Origin of the sequence: Pseudomonas sp. GM25, from assembly GCF_000282255.1 — a bacterium.
Taxonomy (GTDB): Bacteria; Pseudomonadota; Gammaproteobacteria; order Pseudomonadales; family Pseudomonadaceae; genus Aquipseudomonas; species Aquipseudomonas aphyarum.
Genome location: NZ_AKJQ01000045.1, coordinates 96,727 through 120,409, shown reverse-complemented (window position 1 = coordinate 120,409; position 23,683 = coordinate 96,727). Strand labels below are relative to the sequence as shown.

Annotated in this window: 19 protein-coding genes and 3 tRNA genes; 2 read left to right on the top strand and 20 right to left on the bottom strand. The window is 61.6% G+C overall.

What is annotated here, in order from left to right:
• Positions 1-29 precede the first annotated feature (29 nt).
• The 19 genes from PMI24_RS18335 to leuC form a co-directional block, all read right to left on the bottom strand.
• Positions 30-106: transfer RNA gene (locus PMI24_RS18335), tRNA-Asp, on the bottom strand.
• Between the two features lie 93 nt (positions 107-199).
• Positions 200-276: transfer RNA gene (locus tag PMI24_RS18330), tRNA-Asp, on the bottom strand.
• 55 nt (positions 277-331) lie between these two features.
• Positions 332-407, bottom strand: a tRNA-Val gene (locus PMI24_RS18325).
• Positions 408-497: 90 nt separating this feature from the next.
• Positions 498-1,274, bottom strand: coding sequence for an SDR family oxidoreductase (locus tag PMI24_RS18320; protein WP_007956470.1), 777 nt, complete (start codon positions 1,272-1,274; stop codon positions 498-500).
• Positions 1,271-2,482: an O-succinylhomoserine sulfhydrylase gene (locus tag PMI24_RS18315; protein ID WP_007956468.1), complete on the bottom strand. Its 1,212-nt coding sequence runs from the start codon at positions 2,480-2,482 to the stop codon at positions 1,271-1,273. The genes PMI24_RS18320 and PMI24_RS18315 overlap by 4 nt, the downstream gene beginning before the upstream one ends.
• An 80-nt stretch (positions 2,483-2,562) precedes the next feature.
• Entirely contained in the window at positions 2,563-4,068 is a 1,506-nt protein-coding gene (gene purF / locus PMI24_RS18310; RefSeq protein WP_007956466.1) for an amidophosphoribosyltransferase, read from the bottom strand.
• 41 nt (positions 4,069-4,109) lie between these two features.
• Positions 4,110-4,670, bottom strand: a complete 561-nt coding sequence (locus PMI24_RS18305) for a CvpA family protein (RefSeq protein ID WP_007956464.1) — start codon at positions 4,668-4,670, stop codon at positions 4,110-4,112.
• Between the two features lie 98 nt (positions 4,671-4,768).
• Positions 4,769-5,437 carry an SPOR domain-containing protein gene (locus tag PMI24_RS18300; protein WP_007956462.1) on the bottom strand — a complete coding sequence of 223 codons (669 nt, stop codon included), beginning with the start codon at positions 5,435-5,437 and terminating at the stop codon, positions 4,769-4,771.
• Positions 5,421-6,728 (bottom strand): bifunctional tetrahydrofolate synthase/dihydrofolate synthase, encoded by a 1,308-nt coding sequence (gene folC / locus PMI24_RS18295; RefSeq protein WP_007956460.1) that lies wholly within the window; start codon positions 6,726-6,728, stop codon positions 5,421-5,423. The genes PMI24_RS18300 and folC overlap by 17 nt, the downstream gene beginning before the upstream one ends.
• Positions 6,725-7,645 (bottom strand): acetyl-CoA carboxylase, carboxyltransferase subunit beta, encoded by a 921-nt coding sequence (gene accD, locus PMI24_RS18290; RefSeq protein ID WP_007956457.1) that lies wholly within the window; start codon positions 7,643-7,645, stop codon positions 6,725-6,727. Before accD ends, folC begins: the two co-directional genes overlap by 4 nt.
• A 192-nt stretch (positions 7,646-7,837) precedes the next feature.
• Complete coding sequence (locus PMI24_RS18285; protein WP_007956456.1) at positions 7,838-8,452, bottom strand: phosphoribosylanthranilate isomerase; 615 nt, start codon at positions 8,450-8,452, stop codon at positions 7,838-7,840.
• Between the two features lie 64 nt (positions 8,453-8,516).
• On the bottom strand, positions 8,517-9,341 hold the full coding sequence (gene truA, locus PMI24_RS18280) for a tRNA pseudouridine(38-40) synthase TruA (protein WP_045121808.1): 825 nt from the start codon (positions 9,339-9,341) through the stop codon (positions 8,517-8,519).
• Between the two features lie 150 nt (positions 9,342-9,491).
• The gene (locus tag PMI24_RS18275) at positions 9,492-12,146 is read right to left on the bottom strand and encodes a FimV/HubP family polar landmark protein (protein ID WP_007956454.1); all 2,655 of its coding nucleotides are present in this window, start codon (positions 12,144-12,146) and stop codon (positions 9,492-9,494) included.
• 209 nt (positions 12,147-12,355) lie between these two features.
• Positions 12,356-13,366: an aspartate-semialdehyde dehydrogenase gene (locus PMI24_RS18270; RefSeq protein WP_007956453.1), complete on the bottom strand. Its 1,011-nt coding sequence runs from the start codon at positions 13,364-13,366 to the stop codon at positions 12,356-12,358.
• Positions 13,367-13,559: 193 nt separating this feature from the next.
• Positions 13,560-14,672, bottom strand: coding sequence for an aspartate-semialdehyde dehydrogenase (asd, locus tag PMI24_RS18265; RefSeq protein WP_007956451.1), 1,113 nt, complete (start codon positions 14,670-14,672; stop codon positions 13,560-13,562).
• Positions 14,673-14,738: 66 nt separating this feature from the next.
• Complete coding sequence (leuB, locus tag PMI24_RS18260) at positions 14,739-15,821, bottom strand: 3-isopropylmalate dehydrogenase (RefSeq protein WP_007956449.1); 1,083 nt, start codon at positions 15,819-15,821, stop codon at positions 14,739-14,741.
• A gap of 69 nt (positions 15,822-15,890) precedes the next feature.
• A complete protein-coding gene (locus PMI24_RS18255) occupies positions 15,891-16,655 on the bottom strand; it encodes a class I SAM-dependent methyltransferase (RefSeq protein WP_007956447.1) in 765 nt (254 codons plus the stop codon).
• A gap of 35 nt (positions 16,656-16,690) precedes the next feature.
• On the bottom strand, positions 16,691-17,335 hold the full coding sequence (gene leuD, locus PMI24_RS18250; RefSeq protein ID WP_007956446.1) for a 3-isopropylmalate dehydratase small subunit: 645 nt from the start codon (positions 17,333-17,335) through the stop codon (positions 16,691-16,693).
• 11 nt (positions 17,336-17,346) lie between these two features.
• Positions 17,347-18,765: a 3-isopropylmalate dehydratase large subunit gene (leuC, locus tag PMI24_RS18245; protein WP_007956445.1), complete on the bottom strand. Its 1,419-nt coding sequence runs from the start codon at positions 18,763-18,765 to the stop codon at positions 17,347-17,349.
• Positions 18,766-18,905: 140 nt separating this feature from the next.
• Between leuC and PMI24_RS18240 the strand changes: the two genes are divergently transcribed.
• Positions 18,906-19,796, top strand: coding sequence for a LysR family transcriptional regulator (locus PMI24_RS18240; protein ID WP_007956444.1), 891 nt, complete (start codon positions 18,906-18,908; stop codon positions 19,794-19,796).
• Between the two features lie 68 nt (positions 19,797-19,864).
• Positions 19,865-23,143 carry a bifunctional diguanylate cyclase/phosphodiesterase gene (locus PMI24_RS18235; protein ID WP_007956438.1) on the top strand — a complete coding sequence of 1,093 codons (3,279 nt, stop codon included), beginning with the start codon at positions 19,865-19,867 and terminating at the stop codon, positions 23,141-23,143.
• A 46-nt stretch (positions 23,144-23,189) separates the two neighbouring features.
• Here the strand turns inward: PMI24_RS18235 and PMI24_RS18230 are convergent, their stop codons facing one another.
• Positions 23,190-23,633: an Hsp20 family protein gene (locus PMI24_RS18230; protein WP_007956437.1), complete on the bottom strand. Its 444-nt coding sequence runs from the start codon at positions 23,631-23,633 to the stop codon at positions 23,190-23,192.
• Positions 23,634-23,683: the final 50 nt, after the last annotated feature.

The following is a 23,683-nucleotide window of genomic DNA, read 5'->3' as shown; positions in this document are numbered from 1 at the left end:
AAGGCGTTCAGTGGTCCTTGAAACAGATATGGCGCAGCGGACGGGACTCGAACCCGCGACCCCCGGCGTGACAGGCCGGTATTCTAACCGACTGAACTACCGCTGCGTATCGCTTTGAGCTGACGCTCAAGTAACTCGTTTGACTGAAAGCTTCGGTGCTTTTCAATCGCGAACCAGACAGTGTCTGACTCGTTAAATATGGCGCAGCGGACGGGACTCGAACCCGCGACCCCCGGCGTGACAGGCCGGTATTCTAACCGACTGAACTACCGCTGCGCGTCGGTGCAGGCACTTTCAGCCTACGTTCTTGCTTACGCAAGTATCTCGGAAGTGGTGGGTGATGACGGGATCGAACCGCCGACATTCTGCTTGTAAGGCAGACGCTCTCCCAGCTGAGCTAATCACCCGTTTGCATCTCCGAGGCCGCGAAATTTACGCAGGTAGCGAACCTAAGTCAATAGCAGGATTGAAGTTTTTCTAAAAAAGACGAAATTGCTTCATTCCGTATAAATCATCTTCTTGGTCATGCCGCCATCGACCACGAATTCCTGCCCCGTCACAAACCCTGCATTCTTCGACAGCAACCACGCCACCATCGCCGCCACATCCTCGACCGTCCCTACCCTGCCCGCAGGATGCTGGGCATGATCGGTATCGGTCAGCGGCTCCGCGCGCCGGGCGGATGGATCCCGCGCATCGATCCAGCCCGGACTGACCGCATTGACGCGAATCTCCGGCCCCAAGCTGATCGCCAGCGCGTGAGTCAACGCCAGCAAACCACCCTTGCTCGCCGCATAGGCTTCCGTATCAGGTTCCGACTGCGCCGCACGGGTCGAGGCCAGATTGACGATCGCCCCGTTGTGCGCACGCAGATACGGCGCGCAGTGCTTGGCCAGCAACATCGGCCCACCGAGGTTCACCGCCAGCACCCGATTCCAGTAAGCCAGATCGAGGCTTTCCAGCGTGATGTTGTGCGGATCGGCCACGGCGGCATTGCACACCAACGCATCCAGACGACCGAACTGTCCCAGCACCTCAGCGACACCCAACGCCACCTGGCTTTCGTCCGCAACGTCCATGGCGATGAACCAGGCGTTTTCGCCCAGCACTTTCGCCACTTTCGAACCCCGCGCACGGTCCAGATCCGTCAACACCACCTGCCAGCCTTCGCTGATCAGCCACGCAGCGATTCCCAGACCGATCCCGCGTGCAGCACCCGTGACCAATGCAACGCGGCCATGGGTGCCGATCTTTGGCGTAGACAACTCGATCACAACGCCGCCAGACCGCGCGACAGGTCGGTTTGCAGGTCAGCGACGTCTTCCAGACCGACCGCGATGCGGATCAGGCTGTCACGAATGCCGGCTGCCTCACGCTCCTGCGGCGCCAGACGGCCGTGGGACGTGGTGCTCGGGTGGGTGATGGTGGTTTTGCTGTCACCCAGGTTGGCGGTGATCGAGATCAGACGGGTCGCATCGATGAAGCGCCAGGCGCCCTCTTTGCCGCCCTTGACCTCAAAGCTCACCACGGCGCCGAAGCCCTTCTGCTGACGCTGAGCCAGCTCGTGCTGCGGATGGCTCTTGAGGCCGGCGTAATGCACCTTCTCGATACCGTCCTGCTGCTCCAGCCATTCGGCCAGTTGTTGGGCGTTGGCGCAGTGCGCCTTCATCCGCAGGTTCAGGGTTTCCAGGCCTTTGAGGAAGATCCAGGCGTTGAACGGGCTGAGGGTCGGCCCGGCGGTACGCAGGAAACCGACGATTTCTTTCATCTGCTCGCTGCGACCGGCAACCACGCCACCCATGCAACGGCCCTGGCCATCGATGAACTTGGTGGCCGAATGCACAACGATGTCTGCGCCCAACTTCAGCGGCTGCTGCAAGGCAGGCGTGCAGAAGCAGTTGTCGACCACCAGCATCGCACCCTTGGCGTGCGCGATTTCCGACAGCGCGGTGATATCCACCAGCTCAGCCAACGGATTGGACGGCGACTCGACGAACAGCAATTTGGTGTTGGACTTGATCGCTGCGTCCCAGGCCGACAGATCGGCCAGCGGCACGTAATCGACTTCCACGCCGAAGCGCTTGAAGTACTTTTCGAACAGGCTGATGGTCGAACCGAACACGCTGCGCGACACCAGCACATGATCGCCGGCACTGCACAAGCTCATCACCACCGCCATGATTGCGGCCATGCCAGTCGCCGTGGCAACTGCTTGCTCGGCGCCTTCCAGCGCAGCAATGCGCTCTTCGAACGAGCGAACGGTCGGGTTGGTGTAACGCGAGTAAACGTTGCCCGGTACTTCCCCGGCAAACCGTGCAGCCGCGTCGGCGGCGGTACGGAACACGTAGCTGGAAGTGAAGAACATCGGATCACCGTGTTCGCCTTCCGGCGTACGGTGCTGACCGGCACGTACGGCCAGGGTATCGAACGCTACGCCTTCGAGGTCGCTGTCCAGCCGACCGGCATCCCATTCCTGACTCATGCTGTCACTCCTTGCCCTGTTCTCGATAAATAAAAGTCTTTTGCCAGATACAAAACCGGCCCCTAAGGGCCGGTTGAAACTCAGTTGTTGTACAGATCGATGATCGCACTGACCGCCTGGGTCTTGACCTTCGAGGCATCGTTGCGTGCCTGTTCGATCTTGTTCAGGTAAGCCTCGTCGACGTCGCCGGTGACGTACTTGCCGTCAAACACTGCGCAATCGAAGTTTTCGATCTTGATTTTGCCGCCACCGACCGCCTCGATCAAGTCAGGCAGGTCCTGATAGATCAGCCAGTCAGCGCCGATCAGGTCAGCGACATCCTGAGTCGAACGGTTGTGCGCGATCAGCTCGTGAGCGCTCGGCATGTCGATGCCGTATACGTTCGGGAAGCGCACAGCCGGAGCCGCCGAGCAGAAGTAGACGTTTTTCGCGCCGGCTTCACGGGCCATCTGGATGATCTGCTTGCAGGTGGTGCCGCGAACGATCGAGTCGTCCACCAGCATCACGTTCTTGCCGCGGAATTCCAGTTCGATGGCGTTGAGCTTCTGGCGTACCGATTTCTTGCGCGCGGCCTGGCCGGGCATGATGAAGGTACGGCCGATATAACGGTTCTTGACGAAACCTTCGCGGAATTTCACGCCCAGATGGTTGGCCAGCTCCAGCGCGGCAGTGCGGCTGGTGTCCGGAATCGGGATGACCACGTCGATGTCGTGCTCCGGACGCTCGCGCAGGATCTTCTCCGCCAGCTTCTCACCCATGCGCAGACGGGCCTTGTAGACCGACACGCCGTCGATGATCGAATCCGGGCGCGCCAGGTAGACGTGTTCGAAGATGCACGGGGTCAGGGACGGATTGGTTGCGCACTGACGGGTGTGCAGCTTGCCGTCTTCAGTGATGTAGACCGCTTCGCCTGGTGCCAGGTCGCGAATCAGGGTGAAACCGAGCACGTCAAGCGAAACGCTTTCGGAAGCGATCATGTACTCGACGCCTTCGTCGGTGTGACGCTGGCCGAACACGATCGGGCGAATGCCGTGCGGGTCACGGAAACCGACGATGCCGTAACCGGTCACCATCGCCACGACAGCGTAGCCACCGACGCAACGGTTATGCACGTCGGTCACGGCGGCAAACACGTCTTCTTCTGTCGGTTGCAGCTTGCCGCGCTGGGCCAGCTCGTGAGCGAACACGTTCAGCAGCACTTCCGAGTCGGAGCTGGTGTTGACGTGACGCAGATCGGATTCGTAGATCTCTTTGGCCAACTGTTCAACGTTGGTCAGGTTACCGTTGTGCGCCAGAGTGATGCCGTAAGGCGAGTTGACGTAGAACGGCTGAGCCTCGGCCGACGTCGAGCTGCCAGCAGTCGGGTAACGGACGTGGCCGATACCCATGTGGCCGACCAGGCGCTGCATGTGACGCTGCTGAAACACGTCACGGACCAGGCCATTGTCCTTGCGCAAGAACAACCGGCCATCATGGCTGGTCACGATACCGGCAGCGTCCTGGCCGCGGTGCTGGAGCACGGTTAGCGCGTCATACAGCGCCTGATTGACGTTCGACTTACCGACGATACCGACGATGCCACACATGCGACGCAACCCCTACTTAATGGATCTGAACTGAACAACACTCACTGAGGCGTTTTGGCCGACGGCAAGAGTTGCTCCTTGAACGGAATATCAGCGGGTACGCTGATTCCGCTGGCAAGCCACTGACTGCTCCACCCGAGAATCAGGTTCTTGGACCAGTCTGCGACCAATAGAAACTTTGGCACGAGCTGTGATTCTTTCCACCACCCGTCCTGCTGTACCGGCCCCAGGCTCAACAGCCCGACCGCCACGACCACCAGCAACACGCCACGCGCAGCGCCGAAGGCCATGCCGAGGAATCGATCGGTCCCGGACAACCCGGTGACGCGAACCAACTCGCCGATAAGATAATTGATCATTGCGCCCACGATCAGTGTGGCGACAAACATGATGGCACAGCCCGTGATCACACGAGCCGACGGTGTTTGAATGTATCCGGCGAGGTACTCGGACAGTGAGCCACCGAACATCCAGGCAACGGCTCCTGCGATGATCCAGGTCACCAGCGACAATGCTTCTTTGACGAAGCCGCGGCTCAAACTGATCAAAGCGGAGATGGCGATGATTGCAACGATCGCCCAGTCAACCCAAGTAAATGGCACAGTGCAGCCTACAGACGGATAAGGCGGCGCATTTTAGCAGAGCGCATGGCTGTCGGTAAGCTGCGATTTTCAGTGCATTTCTATCGAAGTGATAGATATCAGCCACGTTCAGGCTGGAAGCGCACCACAAACCCCTTGAGGTTCTGCTGGCGGCTCAACAGATCGCGCAGACGATCGGCTTCGGCACGCTCGATCAGCGGGCCAACGAACACCCGGTTCTTGCCATCGGCGGAACGGATGTAAGCGTTATAGCCCTGGCTGCGCAGGGTTTTCTGCAGGCTTTCAGCGCTGGCACGGCTCGACAGACTGGCCAGTTGCACCGACCAGCTCACCGACAGGCCATTGGCATCGACGCGGCTTTGAGTGGTATCCGGTTTCGCAGACAGCGCTGCGATCGGCTGGGCCGGGGCTGTGGTTGGCTTGGCCGCGGGAATCGGAGCAGGCGCCGGTGCAACCGGCTTGGCTACCGGAGCCGTAGCCGGGGCTGGCGCGGCGGAAGCAATCGGTGCCGCTGGCGCAGCCTGCTCGGCGACTTCGTCATCGCTCGGCACGGGCTCTTGCGGCAGAACCTGCGGCTCGGGCACGGCCACGGTTTCCATCTGGATCTGCGCCACGGCAGGCGCCTGCGGTGCGGCCGGCGCATCGACGGTTACCTGACGCTGCTCATCCTGACGGGAAAACAGCATCGGCAGGAAAATCACCGCCAGCGCCACCAACACCAGGGCACCGACCATGCGCTGTTTGTACGCTTTATCCAGCAAAGCCATTTGCCGCTTCCTCCGTGGAGCGCCGAGACAGCCATTCAAGGGCCTCGGCGACACAATAAAATGATCCGAACAGCAAGATCTCGTCGTCGCTGGTGGCCACTGCACACTGCCCTTCCAGCGCAGCCGCCACACTGTCATAAGACGTGACCGACGCGCCAAGGTTCTGCAGTGCAACATTCAATTCAGCCACCGGACGCGCACGCGGCGAATCCAGCGGCGCCACCGCCCAATGCTGGACGCTGGCATTCAATTCACCGATGACACCGTCCAGATCCTTGTCCGCCAACAGGCCGAACACCGCCAGACGCTTGCCGACCGGTGGACGCGCAGCCAGACGCCGCGCCAGATACTCCGCCGCATGCGGGTTATGGCCAACGTCCAGCAGCAGGTTCAAGCGCTTGCCGTTCCATTCGAACGAACGACGATCCAGGCGACCGACCACGCGAGTCGCCTGCAACGCCGCAACAATCTGTTTGGCATCCCATGGCAAACCGAGCAGCAGATAAGCCTGCAACGCCAGCGCGGCGTTCTCCATTGGCAGATCAAGCAGCGGCAAATCACGCAACTCGACGACCTGACCGTCAGCATCAGTGCCGCGCCACTGCCAGAATTGATCCGTGATACCCAGATCGAAATCACGCCCGCGCAGGAAGAATGGGCAAGCAAGCTCGCGCGCCTTGTCCAGCAGGGGTTGTGGAGGATTCAGATCGCCGCACAGCGCAGGTTTGCCCTGACGGAAAATCCCGGCCTTCTCGAAGGCCACGGATTCGCGAGTATTGCCAAGGTAGTCGGCGTGATCGACACCAATGCTGGTGACCAGCGCGATATCGGCATCGACCACGTTGACCGTGTCCAGACGCCCGCCCAGCCCGACTTCCAGCACCACCGCATCGAGCCCGGCCTGTTGAAACAGCCAGAACGCCGCCAGGGTGCCCATTTCGAAGTAAGTCAGGGAAGTGTCGCCGCGCCCCGCTTCGACCGCCGCGAAGGCTTCGCACAGCTGCGCGTCAGTGGCTTCGACGCCATTGAGCTGCACCCGCTCGTTGTAACGCAGCAGGTGCGGAGAATTGTAGACACCGACGCTCAGGCCCTGCGCCCGCAGCAATGAAGCCACGAAAGCGCAGGTCGAACCCTTGCCGTTGGTGCCGGTGACCGTAATCACCCGAGGCGCCGGCTGGCCCAGTCCCATACGGGACGCTACCTGTTGCGAACGCTCCAGCCCCATGTCGATGGCCGATGGATGCAACTGTTCAAGGTAGGCGAGCCACTCGCCAAGGGTGCGCTCGGTCATACGTTGGCAGGCACCGGCGGAACGACGATCGGCTCGATCGGCGCGGCAACGAAGGTCGGGGTCGGCTTGCCGGTCAGTTGCGCCAGCAGGTTGCCCAGACGCGGACGCAGTTCGCGACGGTCGATGATCAGGTCGATTGCACCGTGCTCTAGCAGGAACTCGCTGCGCTGGAAGCCTTCCGGCAGTTTTTCACGCACGGTCTGCTCGATCACGCGCGGACCGGCGAAGCCGATCAGGGCTTTAGGCTCGCCGACGATCACGTCGCCCAGCATCGCCAGACTGGCGGAAACGCCGCCGTAGACCGGGTCGGTCAGCACGGAGATGAACGGAATGCCTTCTTCACGCAGACGCGCCAGCACAGCCGAAGTCTTGGCCATCTGCATCAGAGAGATCAGGGCTTCCTGCATGCGCGCACCACCGGAGGCGGAGAAGCAGACCATCGGGCAACGGTTTTCCAGCGCGTAGTTGGCGGCGCGCACGAAGCGCTCACCGACGATGGCGCCCATGGAACCGCCCATGAAGCTGAATTCGAACGCCGAAACCACGACCGGCATGCCCAGCAGGGTGCCGCTCATGGAAACCAGTGCATCTTTCTCGCCGGTCTGCTTCTGGGCAGCGACCAGACGGTCCTTGTACTTCTTGCCGTCGCGGAATTTCAGACGGTCAACCGGCTCCAGGTCGGCGCCCAGTTCGGCACGGCCTTCGGCGTCCAGGAAGATGTCGATGCGCGCACGTGCGCCGATGCGCATGTGGTGGTTGCACTTAGGGCAAACGTCCAGGGTCTTTTCCAGCTCCGGACGATACAGCACAGCCTCGCAGGACGGGCATTTGTGCCACAGACCTTCAGGGACCGAGCTCTTCTTGACCTCGGAACGCATGATCGAAGGGATCAGCTTGTCTACCAACCAGTTGCTCATGCTTTCTTTCTCCAGTACCGGCGGCCCGAACGCTCTAGTTCGCGGCCCCGCGTATGCCCTTCAGCTAAATTCATGTGTGGCGATGATCGGCCGGGCTGCCGGGTCAGCGGAACTGACCTGCGTACACCCCGAAAAGACCCTCAGCCTCTTTTCTACAGAGCTGTGGACGGCGGCAGTCTGCCAGCCGTCACATCAGCGTACGGCGTTGATGAATGCACGAATCTTTGCGTGATCCTTGATGCCCTTGCTCGCCTCTACCCCGCCGCTGACATCCACGGCATACGGCCGCACCCGGGCGATCGCATCGGCGACGTTCTCCGGCGTCAGGCCACCAGCCAGAATCAACGGCTTGCTCAAGCCTTGCGGAATCAATGACCAATCGAACGCCTCGCCGGTTCCGCCGGGCACGCCTTCGACATAAGTGTCGAGCAGCACGCCGCTGGCGCTCGGGTAGGCATTGCAAGCGGCGGCGATGTCATCGCCGGCCTTGACCCGCAGGGCCTTGATGTACGGCCGGTGCCAGCCTTCGCAGTCGGCGGCGGTTTCGTCGCCGTGAAATTGCAGCAGATCCAGCGGCACGGCATCGAGGATTTCCCCGAGTTCGCAGCGGCTGGCATTGACGAACAGCCCGACCGTGGTCACGAACGGCGGCAATGCGGCGATGATCGCCCGCGCCTGCTGCACGGTCACGGCCCGCGGACTTTTAGCGTAGAACACAAAACCGATGGCATCGGCCCCGGCCTCGACGGCTGCCAACGCATCTTCTATGCGGGTAATCCCGCAAATCTTGCTGCGAACGGCTGACATGTCGATAAAAACCCCAAGGCAAATCCGAGAAAGTCCCGGATGGTAACAAATGCGTTCGAGGGCGTCAGCCGTCAAGTTCCGAGAAACCCGTAAGGAAATGTGGCCCGATGAAACGCTCGGGCAACGGGAACTCGTCGTGGTACTCGACCTGCACCAGATACAGGCCGAACGGATGCGCCGTGACCCCGCCGGAACGCCGCTCGCGGCTCTCCAGCACTTCTTTCATCCACTCCACCGGCCGCTCGCCGGCACCGATGGTCATCAGCACACCGGCGATGTTGCGCACCATGTGATGCAGGAACGCGTTGGCGCGGATATCCAGAACGATCATTTTGCCGTGACGGGTCACGCGCAGGTGATGCATCTTCTTGATCGGCGACTTGGCCTGGCACTGGCCGGCACGGAACGCACTGAAATCATGGGTACCGATCAGGTACTGCGCGGCTTCGGCCATGCGCTCGACGTCCAGCGGACGGTGATTCCAGGTGATTTCTTCGTTGAGATGCGCCGGGCGGATCTGATCGTTGTAGATCACGTAGCGATAGCGCCGGGCAATCGCCTTGAATCGCGCATGGAAATGCGCCGGCATGACCTTCGCCCAACTCACGCTGATGTCGTGCGGCAGATTGATGTTGGCGCCCATGACCCAGGCTTTCAGCGAACGGTCGACCTGGGTATCGAAATGCACCACTTGCCCGCAGGCATGCACACCGGCATCGGTGCGCCCGGCACATTGCAGCGAGATCGGCGAGTCGGCGACCTTCGACAGAGCTTTTTCCAGGGTTTCCTGCACGGTGGGCACACCGGTGGACTGGCGCTGCCAGCCGCTGTAGCGCGAGCCCTTGTATTCAACGCCCAGCGCGACGCGGAAAAAGCCTTCGGGTGCCATTTCGGCGGCCGGGTTATCTATGTTTGCCAAGTCGGTACAGCCTGCTGATCTACAAAGGCGGGCATTATAAGGCGGCGGGACGGGGAAACCAGACCCAAACAAAAACGGCAGCCTCATGGGCTGCCGTTTTGTTTACCGCTGAATGCCGACTCAGGCCAGATGCGAAAGCATTTCGCTCGCTTCGCTCTTCTGCTTGTCGTTCCCCTCGCTGATGACTTCATTGAGGATGTCGCGCGCGCCGTCGTTGTCGCCCATGTCGATGTAGGCCTGAGCCAGATCGAGCTTGGTAGCGGCTTCGTCGGTACCGGACAGGAAGTCGAAGTCATCCTCACCCAGATCATCGCCCAACGCGGCATCAGCTTCGGTGAAGCTTGGCTCGTTGATGCTGCTCGACAGACGATCCAGCTCGGCGTTGACGTCGTCCAGTTCGGCGGCGAACGCATCCGGCTCGGCAGGCGCCGCGTCCATTTCGTCGGCCAGGGACAGGTCGAAATCGGCTGGCAGCTCCAGATCGTCCTGCGGCACGTCGGCCACGGTTGGGGTTTCGACCAGCGGCAGATCCTTCACGCCCTCGTCCAGATCCAGCAGGAAGTCATCGTCTGCCAACTCGACCGGCGCAGGCGCAGGATCGGCACCGAGGTCCAGATCCAGGTCGAAGTCCGACAGGTCGTCGAGGTTTTCCTTGATGTCGGTCTGCTGTTGCAGCACGGACTCGAAGCTCAGGTCGTCGTCAGTCGGAAACGCGTCCAGCTCGACCGGCGCTTCCGGCTCGACAGCCGCCACAGGCTCTACTGGCGTGATGTTGTCGAGATCGTCGAGGCTCAGGTCGAAAGCACTGTCCAGTTCGTCATCTGCCGCAACAGGTGCTTCAGGCTCGTCGAGCAACAGGTCCTTGACGTAATCCTCGTCCAGCTCGGCGGCAATGGCCGCTGCCGCCAGACCGCTGGCCGCAACGACCGCCATGGCCGGGAAGCGGCTTTTCAGCTCTTCGACCTTGGCGAAGTTGTCGCCATTGGCAACCAGTTGACGCTCCTGACCGACGAAGGCATCGCGATCACCCTGGCGACCGTAGACTTCCATCAGCTTCAGACGCAGATCGCTGCGCTGCGGCTCCAGGCTCACGCCCTCCTCCAGCAACGCGGCGGCTTGATTCAGACGACCGCCTTCGATGTGCGACTGCGCCTTGTCCAGCACGTCGTCGGAACGCTCGGCGGCCGGCGCCACCAGAGGCGCGGCGATCGGCTCGGCCATCACGACTGGCGCAGCTACAGCAGCAGCGGCGGCAGGCGCCGGAGCTGGAGCTGGAGCTGGAGCTGGAGCCGGGGTCAGCTTGACGCTGGCGGCTGGCACTTCCAGACCTTCGAAGCTGCTTTCCGGCAGATCGAGATCCTGGGAGAAGGATTGCTCCTCCAGCGCGCGGGCCATGCGCAGGTGTTTTTCGGCTTCCTGCTGCGCCTTGCGGCGACGCGCAAGCAGCAACAGCAGGAGCAGCAGAACCACCGCACCGCCACCGACCAGACCCAGCAGGATCGGATTGGTCAGCAGTTCGTTGAAGGTTTTCTCGTCATCGGCAGCCGGTTTGGTTTCAACCACAGGCTCGACAACCGGCTCGACCGGCGCCGGAGCAGCAGCCTCAGGTGCAGGTGCGGTCGAGGCCGACTCTGCCGGAGTGGCCGGCGGCGTGGCCGCCAGTTCCGCGGTGATCGCCGGCACTACTGGCGCAGTCGCGGTGGCTGGAGCAGCGCCCGAACCTTCGGCCTGCATTTTCGCCAGTTGATTGTTTTTCAGCTCGATCAGGCGTTGCAGCTTGTCCAGCTGACTTTGCAGATCGGACATGCGGCTTTTCAGCTCTTCGTTGTCACGACGGGTGGTGTCGAGACTTTCCTGAGTGACCGCCAGCTTGTTGCTCAGGGCCTTGGCATCGCCGGCCGGGCCCTTGCCACGCGCCTTGGCGCTTTCGGCGGACACCAGGCTCAGGTTGTCCTTGGTGTTTTGCGCAGCACCGGTATTGGCGCGACCACGATTGGTCGCATCGAGCTGCTGCTGACCGGTGCCCGGCTTGGCCACATAACGACGACCCTGACGCCAGGCTTCGTTCTGCGCCGCCACTTCGGCAATCGCCTTGGACTGCGGCAGCGCGGTGCTTTGTACTTGATCCGGAAGACGCAGCACCTGACCGGTTTTCAGGCGGTTGATGTTGCCGCCGATGAACGCGTCCGGGTTCAGGGCCTGGATCGCCAGCATGGTCTGCTGCACCGAACCGCCGGTGCGCGCCTTGGCGGCGATTTCCCACAGGGTGTCGCGCGGCGTGGTGGTGTGGGTCGAATGCGTGGCGCCGGTGGTCGGTGCGGTGATGGTTTGCGCTGGCGCAGGCTGAGCGGCGGCATCAGCGGTCTGCGGCGAAAACTTCGACGGATCCAGCAGCACGCTGTAATCACGCAGCAGACGGCCGTTCGGCCACATCACCTGCACGAGGAATTTCACCATCGGTTCCGACAGCGGCTTGCTCGACGTTACGCGCAGCACGCTTTTGCCGCTGGCGTTGAGCACCGGGGTAAAGGTCAGATCATTGAGGAAGGCCTGGCGATCGACGCCGGCCTTGGCGAAATCTTCCGGCGAGGCCAGGCTCGGCACCACTTCGGCAGCGGTCAGATCCTTGACATCGAGCAGCTCGATTTCCGCCACCAGCGGCTGGTTCAGGGTCGACTTCAGGGTCAGCTCCCCGAGCCCGAGGGCATGCGCCATACCGGAGGACAGCGCCGAGGCGGCCGCTATTGCTAACACCAGTTTGCGAACTTGAACCATAGCCTCTTCCTTTGTTTGAACGTTCCTCGGCCAGCGAGAAGATGTTGATTGTCGCTGCCGTAAGGCATTGCGCGCGACGACGACAGCATGCCGCGCGCGATCATTTCTTTGATGCCCCGGAAAGTCCCGGAGGGTGACACGTCATCGAGTGCTCCGGCCAAGCATAGCGCTCGCCTAGAACCAGTCGACAAATTGTTGCCAAGTATCTTTTACAGCAGGTCTTTTATCAACAACTCGGCGACCTGCACGGCGTTGAGGGCCGCACCTTTGCGTACGTTATCTGACGTCAGCCACAGATTAAGTTCCGACGGCTCGTCGACACCGGCACGCACCCGGCCGACGTAGACCACGTCCTGCCCCACCGCGTCACCGACGGCGGTTGGATAATCGCCCGCCTCTACAAGCTCGATACCCTCGGCCTCTTCAAGCGCGGCGTTGACCTTTTCCAGGTCGACCGCACTCGCTGACTGCAAGGTCACGCTAAAGCTATCGCCAAAAAACACCGGGGCTTGAACGCAAGTTGCGGAAATCTTTAATAAAGGCTTGGCAAGCACCTGACGCAGCTCGCGCACCAGACGTTTTTCCAGCAGCGTGTGGCCTTGCGCGTCGGGCGTACCGACCTGAGCCAGCAGGTTGAAAGCCATCTGCCGGTCGAAGAATGTCGGCTCCAGCGGACGCATATTCAGCAGCTCGGCGGTCTGACGCGCCAGCTCGGTCACGGCTTCGCGGCCCTGGGCGGAAACCGCCAGATTGGCGGTGACATGCACGTATTGCAGCTCGATCAGATCGAGCAGCGGCGCCAGCACCACAGCCAACGTAGTAGCCGACGGGCTCGGGCTGCTGACCTGGAACGGTACTTTCAAACCGGCCAGCACATCGGCATTGGCTTCCGGCACCACTTGCGGCGCCTGATCCGCCGGCAAGGCGCCGGACAGGTCGACCAGCGAGCAACCCGCCGCGTGAGCGCGGGCGGCGTAACTCAAGGTGATGGCAGGGCCGGCGGCGAAGAACGCCAGCTTGACCTTGCTGAAATCGAACTCGTCGACTTCACGCACGCGCACGTTCTTGTTGCGAAACAGCACCGAACTGCCGGCGGATTCGCTGCTGGCCAGCAGGTGCAAGGTGCCGACCGGGAAGTCGCGCTCTTCGAGAATCTGTACGAGAGTTTCGCCGACAGTACCGGTGGCGCCGATCACGGCAATATCAAGGGTCTGGGTCATGTTGCTACCTCTGGCGAAACGGGGGGAGCGGCACTTTACCGGGTGAGTCGCACACAGGCAATTCGCGCCCGCCGCGAAGAGCGGACGCGGAGCGTCCATGGCTGCATTCCCACGCAGAGCGTGGGAACGATCAGCAGGTACAAAAAAACCCGCGCCTCTTGCGAGGCGCGGGTTCTTTCATTGCATCAAGCGATCAACGCTCAAGCAGGATCCGCAGCATGCGACGCAGCGGTTCGGCCGCGCCCCACAGCAGTTGGTCGCCGACGGTGAAAGCACCGACGAACTGCGAACCCATGTTCAGCTTGCGCAGACGACCGACCGGTACGTTCAGGGTGCCGGTGACTTTCGTCGGGCTCAGCTCCTGCATGCTGATTTCGCGCTGGTTCGGCACCAGTTTGACCCAAGGGTTGTGCTGGCTGATCAGCCCTTCGATGTCGGCGATCGGCACGTCTTTGTTCAGCTTGATGGTCAGCGCCTGGCTGTGGCAGCGCATGGCGCCGATGCGCACACAGATGCCGTCGACCGGGATCGGGCTCTTGAAGCGACCGAGGATCTTGTTGGTCTCGGCCTGGGCCTTCCACTCTTCGCGGCTCTGGCCGTTCGGCAGTTCCTTGTCGATCCACGGGATCAGGCTGCCGGCCAGCGGTACGCCGAAGTTTTCGGTCGGGTACGCGTCGCTGCGCATGGCTTCGGCCACACGGCGGTCGATGTCGAGGATCGCGCTGGCAGGATCAGCCAGTTGATCGGCGACAGCGGCGTGGGTCGCACCCATCTGTTTGATCAGTTCACGCATGTTCTGCGCGCCGGCACCGGAGGCCGCCTGATAGGTCATGGCGCTCATCCACTCGACCAGACCGGCCTCGAACAGACCGCCCAGGCCCATCAGCATCAGGCTGACGGTGCAGTTGCCGCCGATGTAGTTCTTGGTGCCCGCGTCGAGCTGCTGGTCGATGACCTTGCGGTTGACCGGATCGAGGATGATGACGGCGTCGTCGTTCATCCGCAGGCTCGAGGCCGCGTCGATCCAGTAACCCTGCCAGCCGGCTTCGCGCAGCTTCGGGAACACTTCGCTGGTGTAGTCGCCGCCCTGGCAGGTCAGGATCACGTCGAGGGTCTTCAGCTCTTCAATGCTGTAAGCGTCCTTGAGCGGAGCAATGTCCTTGCCCACGGACGGGCCTTGGCCACCGACATTGGAAGTGGTGAAAAACACCGGCTCGATAAGATCGAAATCCTGCTCTTCCAGCATCCGCTGCATGAGCACGGAACCGACCATGCCGCGCCAACCGATCAGACCTACACGTTTCATCGCAACTACACCTTCTTGAAAAGTGGGCCGCTGCTTTGTATTGAATTTCGCAGCGGGCCCGAGAGATTACAGATTCCGCAGCGCGGCGACTACTGCGTCACCCATTTCCTGCGTACCGACTTTAGTGCAACCGGTCGAAAAGATGTCGCCGGTGCGCAGACCTTGATCCAGCACCACGCTGACCGCTTTCTCGATGGCATCCGCCGCTTCGTGCAGATTGAAGCTGTAACGCAGCATCATCGATACCGACAGAATGGTCGCCAGCGGGTTGGCGATGCCTTTGCCCGCGATATCCGGCGCCGAACCGTGGCAAGGCTCGTACATGCCCTTGTTGTTGGCATCCAGCGAGGCCGACGGCAGCATGCCGATGGAGCCGGTGAGCATCGACGCTTCATCGGACAGGATGTCGCCGAACATGTTGTCGGTGACGATCACGTCGAACTGCTTCGGTGCGCGCACCAGTTGCATGGCGGCGTTGTCGACGTACATGTGGCTCAGCTCGACGTCCGGGTAATCCTTGGCGACCTGCTCGACCACTTCACGCCACAGTTGGCTGGACGCCAGCACGTTGGCCTTGTCCACCGAGCACAGTTTCTTGCCACGCACGCGGGCCATGTCGAAACCGACACGGGCGATACGGCGGATTTCGCTTTCGCTGTACGGCAGCGTGTCGTAGGACTGGCGCTCGCCGTTTTCCAGAGTGCGAGTGCCGCGCGGCGCGCCAAAGTAGATGCCGCCGGTCAGCTCACGGACGATCAGGATGTCCAGGCCGGCAACGATTTCCGGCTTCAGGCTCGAAGCGTCGGCCAGTTGCGGGTACAGGATCGCCGGACGCAGGTTGCCGAACAGGCCCAGTTGCGCACGGATTTTCAGCAGGCCGCGCTCAGGGCGGATGTCACGCTCGATGGTGTCCCATTTCGGGCCGCCGACGGCGCCCAGCAGCACCGCGTCGGCTGCACGGGCACGCTCGAGGGTTTCGTCGGCCAGCGGCACGCCGTGCTTGTCGATGGCGGCGCCACCGATCACGTCATGGCTCAGCTCGAAGCCCAGGCTGTACTTGTCATTGGCCAGCTCCAGCACCTTGACCGCTTCGGCCATGATTTCCGGACCAATACCGTCGCCTGGGAGAATCAGAATCTGCTTGCTCATGCTTTCCTCGTGTCTTCAGTCGGTGCGCCATCGACTGGCGCGCCCGGAAAAATACTTATCGTTCCAAGATTACTTTTCAGCCCAGAGCACCAGTACATCTGTACTGAACGAACCATCGGCCTCAATCTCAAAATATTCGCGCACTTCGTTGCCCATCGATTGCTGCAACTGGCGGATCGCGGCGCGCATCACTTCGGGTGTGCGCATGCGCTCGACCCAGCTGTTGTACTCCAGACGCAGGCGCTGACGCGTGGTGCTGCGGGTGTGCAGACCGGCCTCGCTGACCTGGCGCAACCACTCACCAGCCGAATAATCGCGTACATGGCTGGTGTCGCGCAGCACTTCGACGCTCTGCAAATAGGTGTCGAACAGCGGACTGCCCGGCGACAGCACATCGATGAACGCCGCCACGCCGCCCGGTTTCAGCACCCGACGCACTTCGCGCAAGGCCACGCCGAGATCGCTCCAATGGTGCGCCGAATAACGGCTGAAGACGAAGTCGAACTCGCCATCGGCAAACGGCAGACGCTCGGCGGCACCGTTGACCGTGGACACGTTGCTCAAACCGCGATCAACCGCCGCGGCGGCGACCACGTCGAGCATCTGCTGCGACAGGTCGTACGCCACCACTTCTTTCACCAACGGGGCGACGTGAAAACTCACGTGCCCGGCGCCGCAACCCAGATCCAGCACCCGAGCCTCGCCCTGCCCCGCCAGCTCAGCCTGCAGCAGCGCAAATTCAGTGCCTTGAGCGTGAACGGCGCTGCTCAGGTAGGCGGCGGCCTGTTCACCGAATTGCTTTTGTACAACCTGACTGTGGGCGGTGCTGGTCATGGGTACGTCCTTTTCCGGGTTTCAACCTTTCAGATTCACGCGTCGCGGAACAACCACGGCTGGCTCGCGCGATGCTTGGCTTCGAACGCGGCAATCGCATCGCCGTCCTGCAGGGTCAGGCCGATGTCGTCCAGGCCGTTGAGCAGGCAGTGTTTGCGGAAGGCGTCGATCTCGAAGCGGTAGACCTTGCCGTTCGGGCTGGTCACGGTCTGCTCGTGCAAATCGATCTGCAACTGATAGCCCGGCGCGGCCTCGACTTGCTTGAACAGTTCGTCGACTTCGGCGTCGCTCAGGATGATCGGCAGCAAGCCGTTCTTGAAGCTGTTGTTGAAGAAGATGTCGGCATAGCTCGGCGCGATGATGCTGCGGAAACCGTATTCTTCCAGCGCCCACGGCGCGTGCTCACGGCTGGAGCCGCAACCGAAGTTTTCGCGGGCCAGCAACACGCTGGCGCCCTGATAACGCTCGGCGTTGAGCACGAACTCCTTGTTCAGCGGACGCTTGGAGTTGTCCTGATACGGCTGACCCACATCGAGGTAACGCCACTCGTCGAACAGGTTCGGGCCGAAACCGGTGCGCTTGATCGACTTCAGAAACTGCTTCGGAATGATCTGGTCGGTGTCGACGTTGGCACGATCCAGAGGCGCGACGAGACCAGTGTGCTGGGTAAAAGCTTTCATGCTGCGCTCCTTTAGATCAATTCACGAACGTCGATGAAACGACCGTTCACCGCCGCCGCAGCGGCCATGGCCGGGCTGACGAGGTGGGTACGGCCACCGGCGCCCTGACGGCCTTCAAAGTTACGGTTGGACGTCGAGGCGCAATGCTCGCCGGACTCCAAACGGTCCGGGTTCATCGCCAGGCACATCGAGCAACCCGGCTCGCGCCATTCGAAACCGGCTTCGAGGAAGATCTTGTCCAGACCTTCGGCCTCAGCCTGCGCCTTCACCAGACCCGAACCCGGCACCACGATGGCCTGTTTGATGGTCGAAGCGACCTTGCGGCCCTTGGCGATCACGGCTGCAGCGCGCAAATCTTCGATCCGCGAGTTGGTGCAGGAACCGATGAATACGCGGTCGAGCTGAATGTCGGTGATCGCCTGATTGGCGGTCAAACCCATGTATTTCAAGGCACGGACGATCGAGTCGCGCTTGACCAGATCCATCTCTTTAGCCGGGTCCGGCACGTTCTGATCAACGGCCAACACCATTTCCGGCGAAGTGCCCCAGCTGACCTGCGGCTTGATCTGCGCGGCGTCGAGCTCGACCACGGTGTCAAAATGCGCGTCGGCGTCGGACACCAGGTCTTTCCAGGACTCGACAGCCAGATCCCACTCGGCGCCTTTCGGAGCGAACGGACGACCGTTGACGTAATCCACAGTCTTCTGGTCCGCCGCCACCAGGCCCACGCGGGCACCGGCTTCGATGGACATGTTGCAGATGGTCATGCGGCCTTCGATGGACAGGTCGCGGATCGCGCTGCCGGCGAATTCGATGGCATGGCCGTTACCGCCGGCGGTGCCGATCTTGCCGATCACCGCGAGGACGATGTCCTTGGCGGTCACACCGAACGGCAACTGGCCTTCGACGCGCACCAGCATGTTCTTCATTTTCTTGGCGACCAGGCACTGGGTAGCGAGCACGTGCTCGACCTCGGAAGTGCCGATCCCGTGAGCCAGGGCGCCGAACGCGCCGTGGGTCGAGGTGTGCGAGTCGCCGCAGACCACGGTCATGCCCGGCAAGGTCGCGCCTTGCTCCGGGCTGATCACGTGAACGATGCCCTGACGCACGTCGTTCATCTTGAACTCGACGATGCCGTATTCATCGCAGTTGTCGTCGAGAGTCTGAACCTGCAAACGCGAGACCTGGTCGGCAATGGCTTCGATGCCGCCCTTGCGCTCCGGGGTGGTCGGTACGTTGTGGTCCGGGGTGGCGATGTTGGCATCGATGCGCCACGGCTTGCGCCCGGCCAGACGCAGGCCTTCGAAGGCTTGCGGCGAGGTCACTTCGTGGATGATGTGACGATCGATATAGATCAGCGCCGAGCCATCGTCGCGCTGCTTGACCAAATGCGAATCCCAGAGCTTGTCGTAGAGCGTTTTGCCGGCCATCAGACGGTTCCTCATCAGCTTGTTTCTATGCCCTGGGCTTATCAATAACCCTTTGGCTTGTGAGGCCGATCCTATGGGGTTAGATTAAATAACTCAAATTCATATTTTTTATGCTTTGGATAACCAACTGGAATACGAACATGGACCTGGCCAACCTCAATGCTTTTATCGCGATTGCCGAGACCGGAAGCTTCTCCGGCGCCGGTGAACGGCTGCACCTGACGCAACCGGCGATCAGCAAACGCATCGCCGGGCTGGAGCAGCAATTGAATGTGCGGCTGTTCGACCGGCTCGGTCGTGAAGTGGGCCTGACCGAGGCCGGCCGGGCCCTGCTGCCACGGGCTTATCAGATTCTCAACGTGCTGGACGACACGCGTCGCGCCCTGACCAACCTGACCGGCGAAGTCACGGGCCGCCTGACCCTGGCCACCAGTCACCACATCGGCCTGCACCGCTTGCCGCCCTTATTAAGGGAATACACCCGCCGCTACCCACAGGTGGCGCTGGATATTCAGTTCCTCGATTCGGAAGTGGCCTACGAGGAAATTCTCCACGGCCGCGCAGAACTGGCGGTCATCACCCTGGCGCCGGAGCCGCATACGCTGGTCAAGGCCACGCCGGTCTGGGATGACCCGCTGGATTTCGTGGTCGCCCCGGAACATTCATTGATCAGCAACGGCGCCGTCACATTGGCGGATATTGCCGGCCACCCAGCGGTTTTCCCCGGCGGCAACACCTTCACCCACCATATTGTCCAACGGCTGTTCGAGGCTCAGGGCCTGACGCCGAACATCGCCATGAGCACCAACTACCTGGAAACCATCAAGATGATGGTGTCGATCGGCCTGGCCTGGAGCGTTTTGCCGCGCACGATGCTCGATGAACAGGTGGCGCGCATACCTTTACCGGGCATACAGCTCAGTCGCCAGCTAGGCTATATCCTGCACACTGAAAGGACGCTGTCGAATGCTGCACGGGCGTTTATGGCCCTGCTGGACGCTCAAATCGATCTGCCAGGGACTCTCGGCTAACTTGTGCTACTCCTATAGAGCTGCCGTCCCTGTGCCAAACGCCCACATCAGCTCAAGGCTTCTCGACAATGCCGAAATCTGTTGACCATATTCCGCCGATGCCGCGTATTCAGGCCATTGATCCACGGCGTTCCGAGCAGAGCTGGGAGAGCGCGCCGCAATTGCTCGCGGCGCTCAACGGCGCCCGCCTCGGCGCCTGGTATTGGGACATAGAGCGCGGGCAGATCAGCTGGTCGCGCGGCACTCAGGCCTTGTTCGGCTTCGACCCGCGGCAACCGCTGCCCGAAGACCTGGAATACCTCGACCTGCTGCCGCCGGAAGACCGGGCGAAAACCATCCGCGCCTTTCACGCCGTGATTGCCGGCGCGCCGCTGGAACAGGCGATGCACCACCGCATCCGCTGGCCCGACGGCAGCCTGCACTGGCTGGAAATCAACGGCAGCCTGCTGCCGGACAAACACGGCCGGCCCCGAATGATCGGGGTGATCCGCGAAATCACCCACCAGCGGCAACGGGAACAGGCCCTCAGCAGCTCCGAAAAACGTTTCGCCACGCTGTTCCACCTGTGCCCGAACATGGTGCTGCTGACCCGTCAGGAAGACGGCCTGATCAGCGAGGCCAACCAGTATTTCGAAAGCCTGTTTGGCTGGCCGGTGCAGAGCGCCATCGGTCGCACCACCCTGGAACTGGGCCTGTGGGTGCATCCCGAGCAACGGGCGGAGCTGGTCAAGAAGACCAAGGCCAAGGGCGAACTGATCAGCATGGAGGTGCAGTTCCGCGCCAGCAACGGCCAGATCCACGACGGCATCCTCAGTGCGCAAAAGGTCGAACTCGAAGGCCAGCCGTACCTGCTCAGCACCTTTCTCGACACCACCGAGCGCAAAGCCGCCGAACATGCCCTGAAAGACAGTCAGGAACGCCTCGACCTGGCGCTGGATTCGGCGCAGCTCGGCACCTGGGACTGGCACATTCCCAGCGGCATGCTGTACGGCTCGGCCCGCGCTGCGCAATTGCACGGCCTGGAGCCAAAACCGTTTCATGAATCGTTCGAAGAGTTTTTCGAGGGCGTCCCCGGCGAAGAGCGCGACAGCATGCGCGACGCCTATCGCAGCCTGCGCGAGGGCCCGGCCGGCAATTATCAGCTGACTTACCGCGTACAACTGCCGGACGGCAGCTCACGCTATCTGGAAAGCCGCGCCCGCCTCTATCGCGACGACAACGGCGTACCGTTGCGGATGGCCGGCACCCTGCTGGACATCACCGATCAGGTTGAACGCGAGCAACGGCTGGTGGCTTCGGAAGAAAAATTCGCCACGCTGTTCCAGGTCAGCCCCGACCCGATCTGTGTCACGCGCCAGGAAACCGGGGAATTCATCGAGATCAACTCCAGTTTTTCCCAGACCTTCGGCTGGAGCGCCAGCGATGTGATCGGCCACACCGCCGAAGAAATCGGCTTGTGGGACGCCTCGGCGAAAAGCCTGCAACGCATCGAACGGGTGATCCGCGAACAGGGCCTGAGCAATGTCGCGATCATCGTCCAGCACAAGGACGGCCAGTCGCTGACCTGCGTGATTTCCAGCCGGCAGATTAGCGTCGGCAACCAGCCGTGCATCGTCACCACGTTGCGCGACATTACCCAGCAACAGCGCTCCGAAGCGGCGCTCAAGGCCAGTGAAGAGAAATTCGCCAAGGCGTTTCACTCCAGCCCCGACGCGATCACCATCACCGAGCGCGACACCGGGCGTTATCTGGAGGTCAACGACGGTTTCTGCCGCCTCACCGGCTATCGCGCCGACGAAGTGGTGGGCAAAACCGTGTATCAGGTCGGCATCTGGGCCGAGGAAAAACAGCGTTCGGCACTGCTCGCCGAGCTACAGATCAAGGGCCGCGTGCACCATCAGGAAATGCTCGGGCGCAACAAACGCGGCGAGATCCTGACGGTGGAAGTCTCGGTCGAGCCGATCACCCTCAACGAAACCGCATGCCTGTTGCTCACGGCCCGGGACGTCAGCCTGCTGAAGAACGCCGAAGCGCAGATCCGCCATCTGGCCTATCACGACCCGCTGACCAACCTGCCCAACCGCGCGCTGTTGATGGATCGACTGAGCCAGCAGATCGCCCTGCTCAAGCGCCACAATTTGCGCGGTGCGCTGCTGTTTCTCGATCTGGATCACTTCAAGCACATCAACGACTCGCTGGGTCACCCGGTCGGCGACACGGTGCTGAAAATCATCACCGCGCGGCTTGAAGCCAGCGTGCGCATGGAAGACACGGTTGCGCGGCTCGGTGGCGATGAGTTCGTGGTGTTGCTCAGCGGCCTGGAAGGCACCCGCAATGAAGTCAGCACCCAGGTGCGCGAGCTGGCCGACACCATTCGCGAGTTGCTGTCGGAGCCGATGTTCCTCGACGGCCAGCGCCTGCAAGTGACGCCGAGCATCGGCGTGGCGCTGATCCCCGATCACGGTTCGACCCCGACCGACCTGCTCAAGCGCGCCGACATCGCGCTGTACCGCGCCAAGGATTCCGGGCGCAACACCACGCAGATGTACCACAACACCATGCAGAAAGCGGCCAGCGAACGGCTGCGCATGGAGACCGACCTGCGCCTGGCGCTGTCCCGGGGCGAGTTCGACGTGCATTACCAACCGCAGATCGACGCCCAGGACAACCGCATCATCGGCGCCGAAGCGCTGGTGCGCTGGAATCACCCGGAACTCGGCGCACAATCGCCCACCGAATTCATCAAGGTGCTGGAGGACAGCGGGTTGATTCTGGAGGTCGGCACCTGGATCCTCGATGAGGCGTGCGAAGCCTTCAAGCAATTGATCGCCGAAAAGCTGATCGACCCTCTGGCCTTCAGCCTGTGCGTGAACATCAGCCCCCGGCAGTTCCGCCAGAACGACTTCGTCGAGCGCATCGAGCGCAGCATGAGCAGCCACGGCCTGCCCTGCTCCTTGCTGAAACTGGAGATCACCGAAGGCATCGTCATCCAGAACCTGGAAGACACCATCAGCAAAATGCGTCGCCTGAAAAAACTCGGCGTGAGTTTTGCCATGGACGATTTCGGCACCGGCTATTCATCGTTGACCTATCTGAAACGATTGCCGGTGGACACGCTGAAGATCGATCAGTCGTTCATCCGCGACGCCACCACCGACCCCAACGACGCCGAAATCATCCGCGCCATCGTCGCCATGGCCCGCAGTCTGGAACTGGAAGTGATCGCCGAAGGCGTGGAAACCCCGGAGCAACTGGAGTTCCTGCAAGGGCTGGGTTGCCATTTGTATCAGGGCTATCTGCACAGTCGGCCGGTTGCGTTGGAGGTGTTAAAAGGTTTGCTTGAATGACGGGCACAAAAAAGGGCGCCTTTCGGCGCCCTTCTTCTCGGTCGGCTTATTGCAGAGCCGGCTTCTGCACCCCGTTAATCGGGATGCGCTTGGCTTTCGCCTCTTCCGGGATCACGCGCAACAGGTCGATGCTCAACAAACCGTTGCTCAGGCCGGCGGCCTTGATCTCGATGTGATCGGCCAGGCGGAAAGACAACTTGAATGCACGCTGGGCGATGCCCTGGTGCAGGAAAGTGACGCCTTCGTTGGCATCACGCTTGCCGCCACTGATGGTCAGCACGCCTTTCTCGACTTGCAGGTCCAGGTCTTCTTCCTGGAAACCGGCCGCCGCCACGACGATGCGGTATTGATCGTCACCGTGTTTTTCAACGTTGTAAGGCGGATAGGTGCTGCCTGGCTCGTTGCGCAGGGCGGTTTCGAACAGGTCGTTGAAACGGTCGAAACCTACCGAGGAACGGAACAGTGGAGCGAGGGAAAATGCGGTACTCATGGTTCAAATCTCCTGAAAACAATCAGCAAGGTTTTTTGTCTCCGCGACCC

Coding starts and splice junctions, on each gene's coding strand:
- PMI24_RS18275 (WP_007956454.1), bottom strand. CDS start 12,146: ATGGTTCAAGTTCGCAAACTGGTGTTAGCAATAGCGGCCGCCTCGGCG.
- PMI24_RS18255 (WP_007956447.1), bottom strand. CDS start 16,655: ATGACCAGCACCGCCCACAGTCAGGTTGTACAAAAGCAATTCGGTGAA.
- PMI24_RS18315 (WP_007956468.1), bottom strand. CDS start 2,482: ATGAGTCAGGAATGGGATGCCGGTCGGCTGGACAGCGACCTCGAAGGC.
- truA (WP_045121808.1), bottom strand. CDS start 9,341: ATGGCACCCGAAGGCTTTTTCCGCGTCGCGCTGGGCGTTGAATACAAG.
- leuC (WP_007956445.1), bottom strand. CDS start 18,765: ATGGCCGGCAAAACGCTCTACGACAAGCTCTGGGATTCGCATTTGGTC.
- PMI24_RS18230 (WP_007956437.1), bottom strand. CDS start 23,633: ATGAGTACCGCATTTTCCCTCGCTCCACTGTTCCGTTCCTCGGTAGGT.
- accD (WP_007956457.1), bottom strand. CDS start 7,645: ATGAGCAACTGGTTGGTAGACAAGCTGATCCCTTCGATCATGCGTTCC.
- PMI24_RS18240 (WP_007956444.1), top strand. CDS start 18,906: ATGGACCTGGCCAACCTCAATGCTTTTATCGCGATTGCCGAGACCGGA.
- PMI24_RS18300 (WP_007956462.1), bottom strand. CDS start 5,437: ATGGCTTTGCTGGATAAAGCGTACAAACAGCGCATGGTCGGTGCCCTG.
- asd (WP_007956451.1), bottom strand. CDS start 14,672: ATGAAACGTGTAGGTCTGATCGGTTGGCGCGGCATGGTCGGTTCCGTG.
- folC (WP_007956460.1), bottom strand. CDS start 6,728: ATGACCGAGCGCACCCTTGGCGAGTGGCTCGCCTACCTTGAACAGTTG.
- PMI24_RS18270 (WP_007956453.1), bottom strand. CDS start 13,366: ATGACCCAGACCCTTGATATTGCCGTGATCGGCGCCACCGGTACTGTC.
- PMI24_RS18235 (WP_007956438.1), top strand. CDS start 19,865: ATGCCGAAATCTGTTGACCATATTCCGCCGATGCCGCGTATTCAGGCC.
- leuD (WP_007956446.1), bottom strand. CDS start 17,335: ATGAAAGCTTTTACCCAGCACACTGGTCTCGTCGCGCCTCTGGATCGT.
- leuB (WP_007956449.1), bottom strand. CDS start 15,821: ATGAGCAAGCAGATTCTGATTCTCCCAGGCGACGGTATTGGTCCGGAA.
- PMI24_RS18285 (WP_007956456.1), bottom strand. CDS start 8,452: ATGTCAGCCGTTCGCAGCAAGATTTGCGGGATTACCCGCATAGAAGAT.
- purF (WP_007956466.1), bottom strand. CDS start 4,068: ATGTGTGGCATCGTCGGTATCGTCGGTAAGTCGAACGTCAATCAGGCG.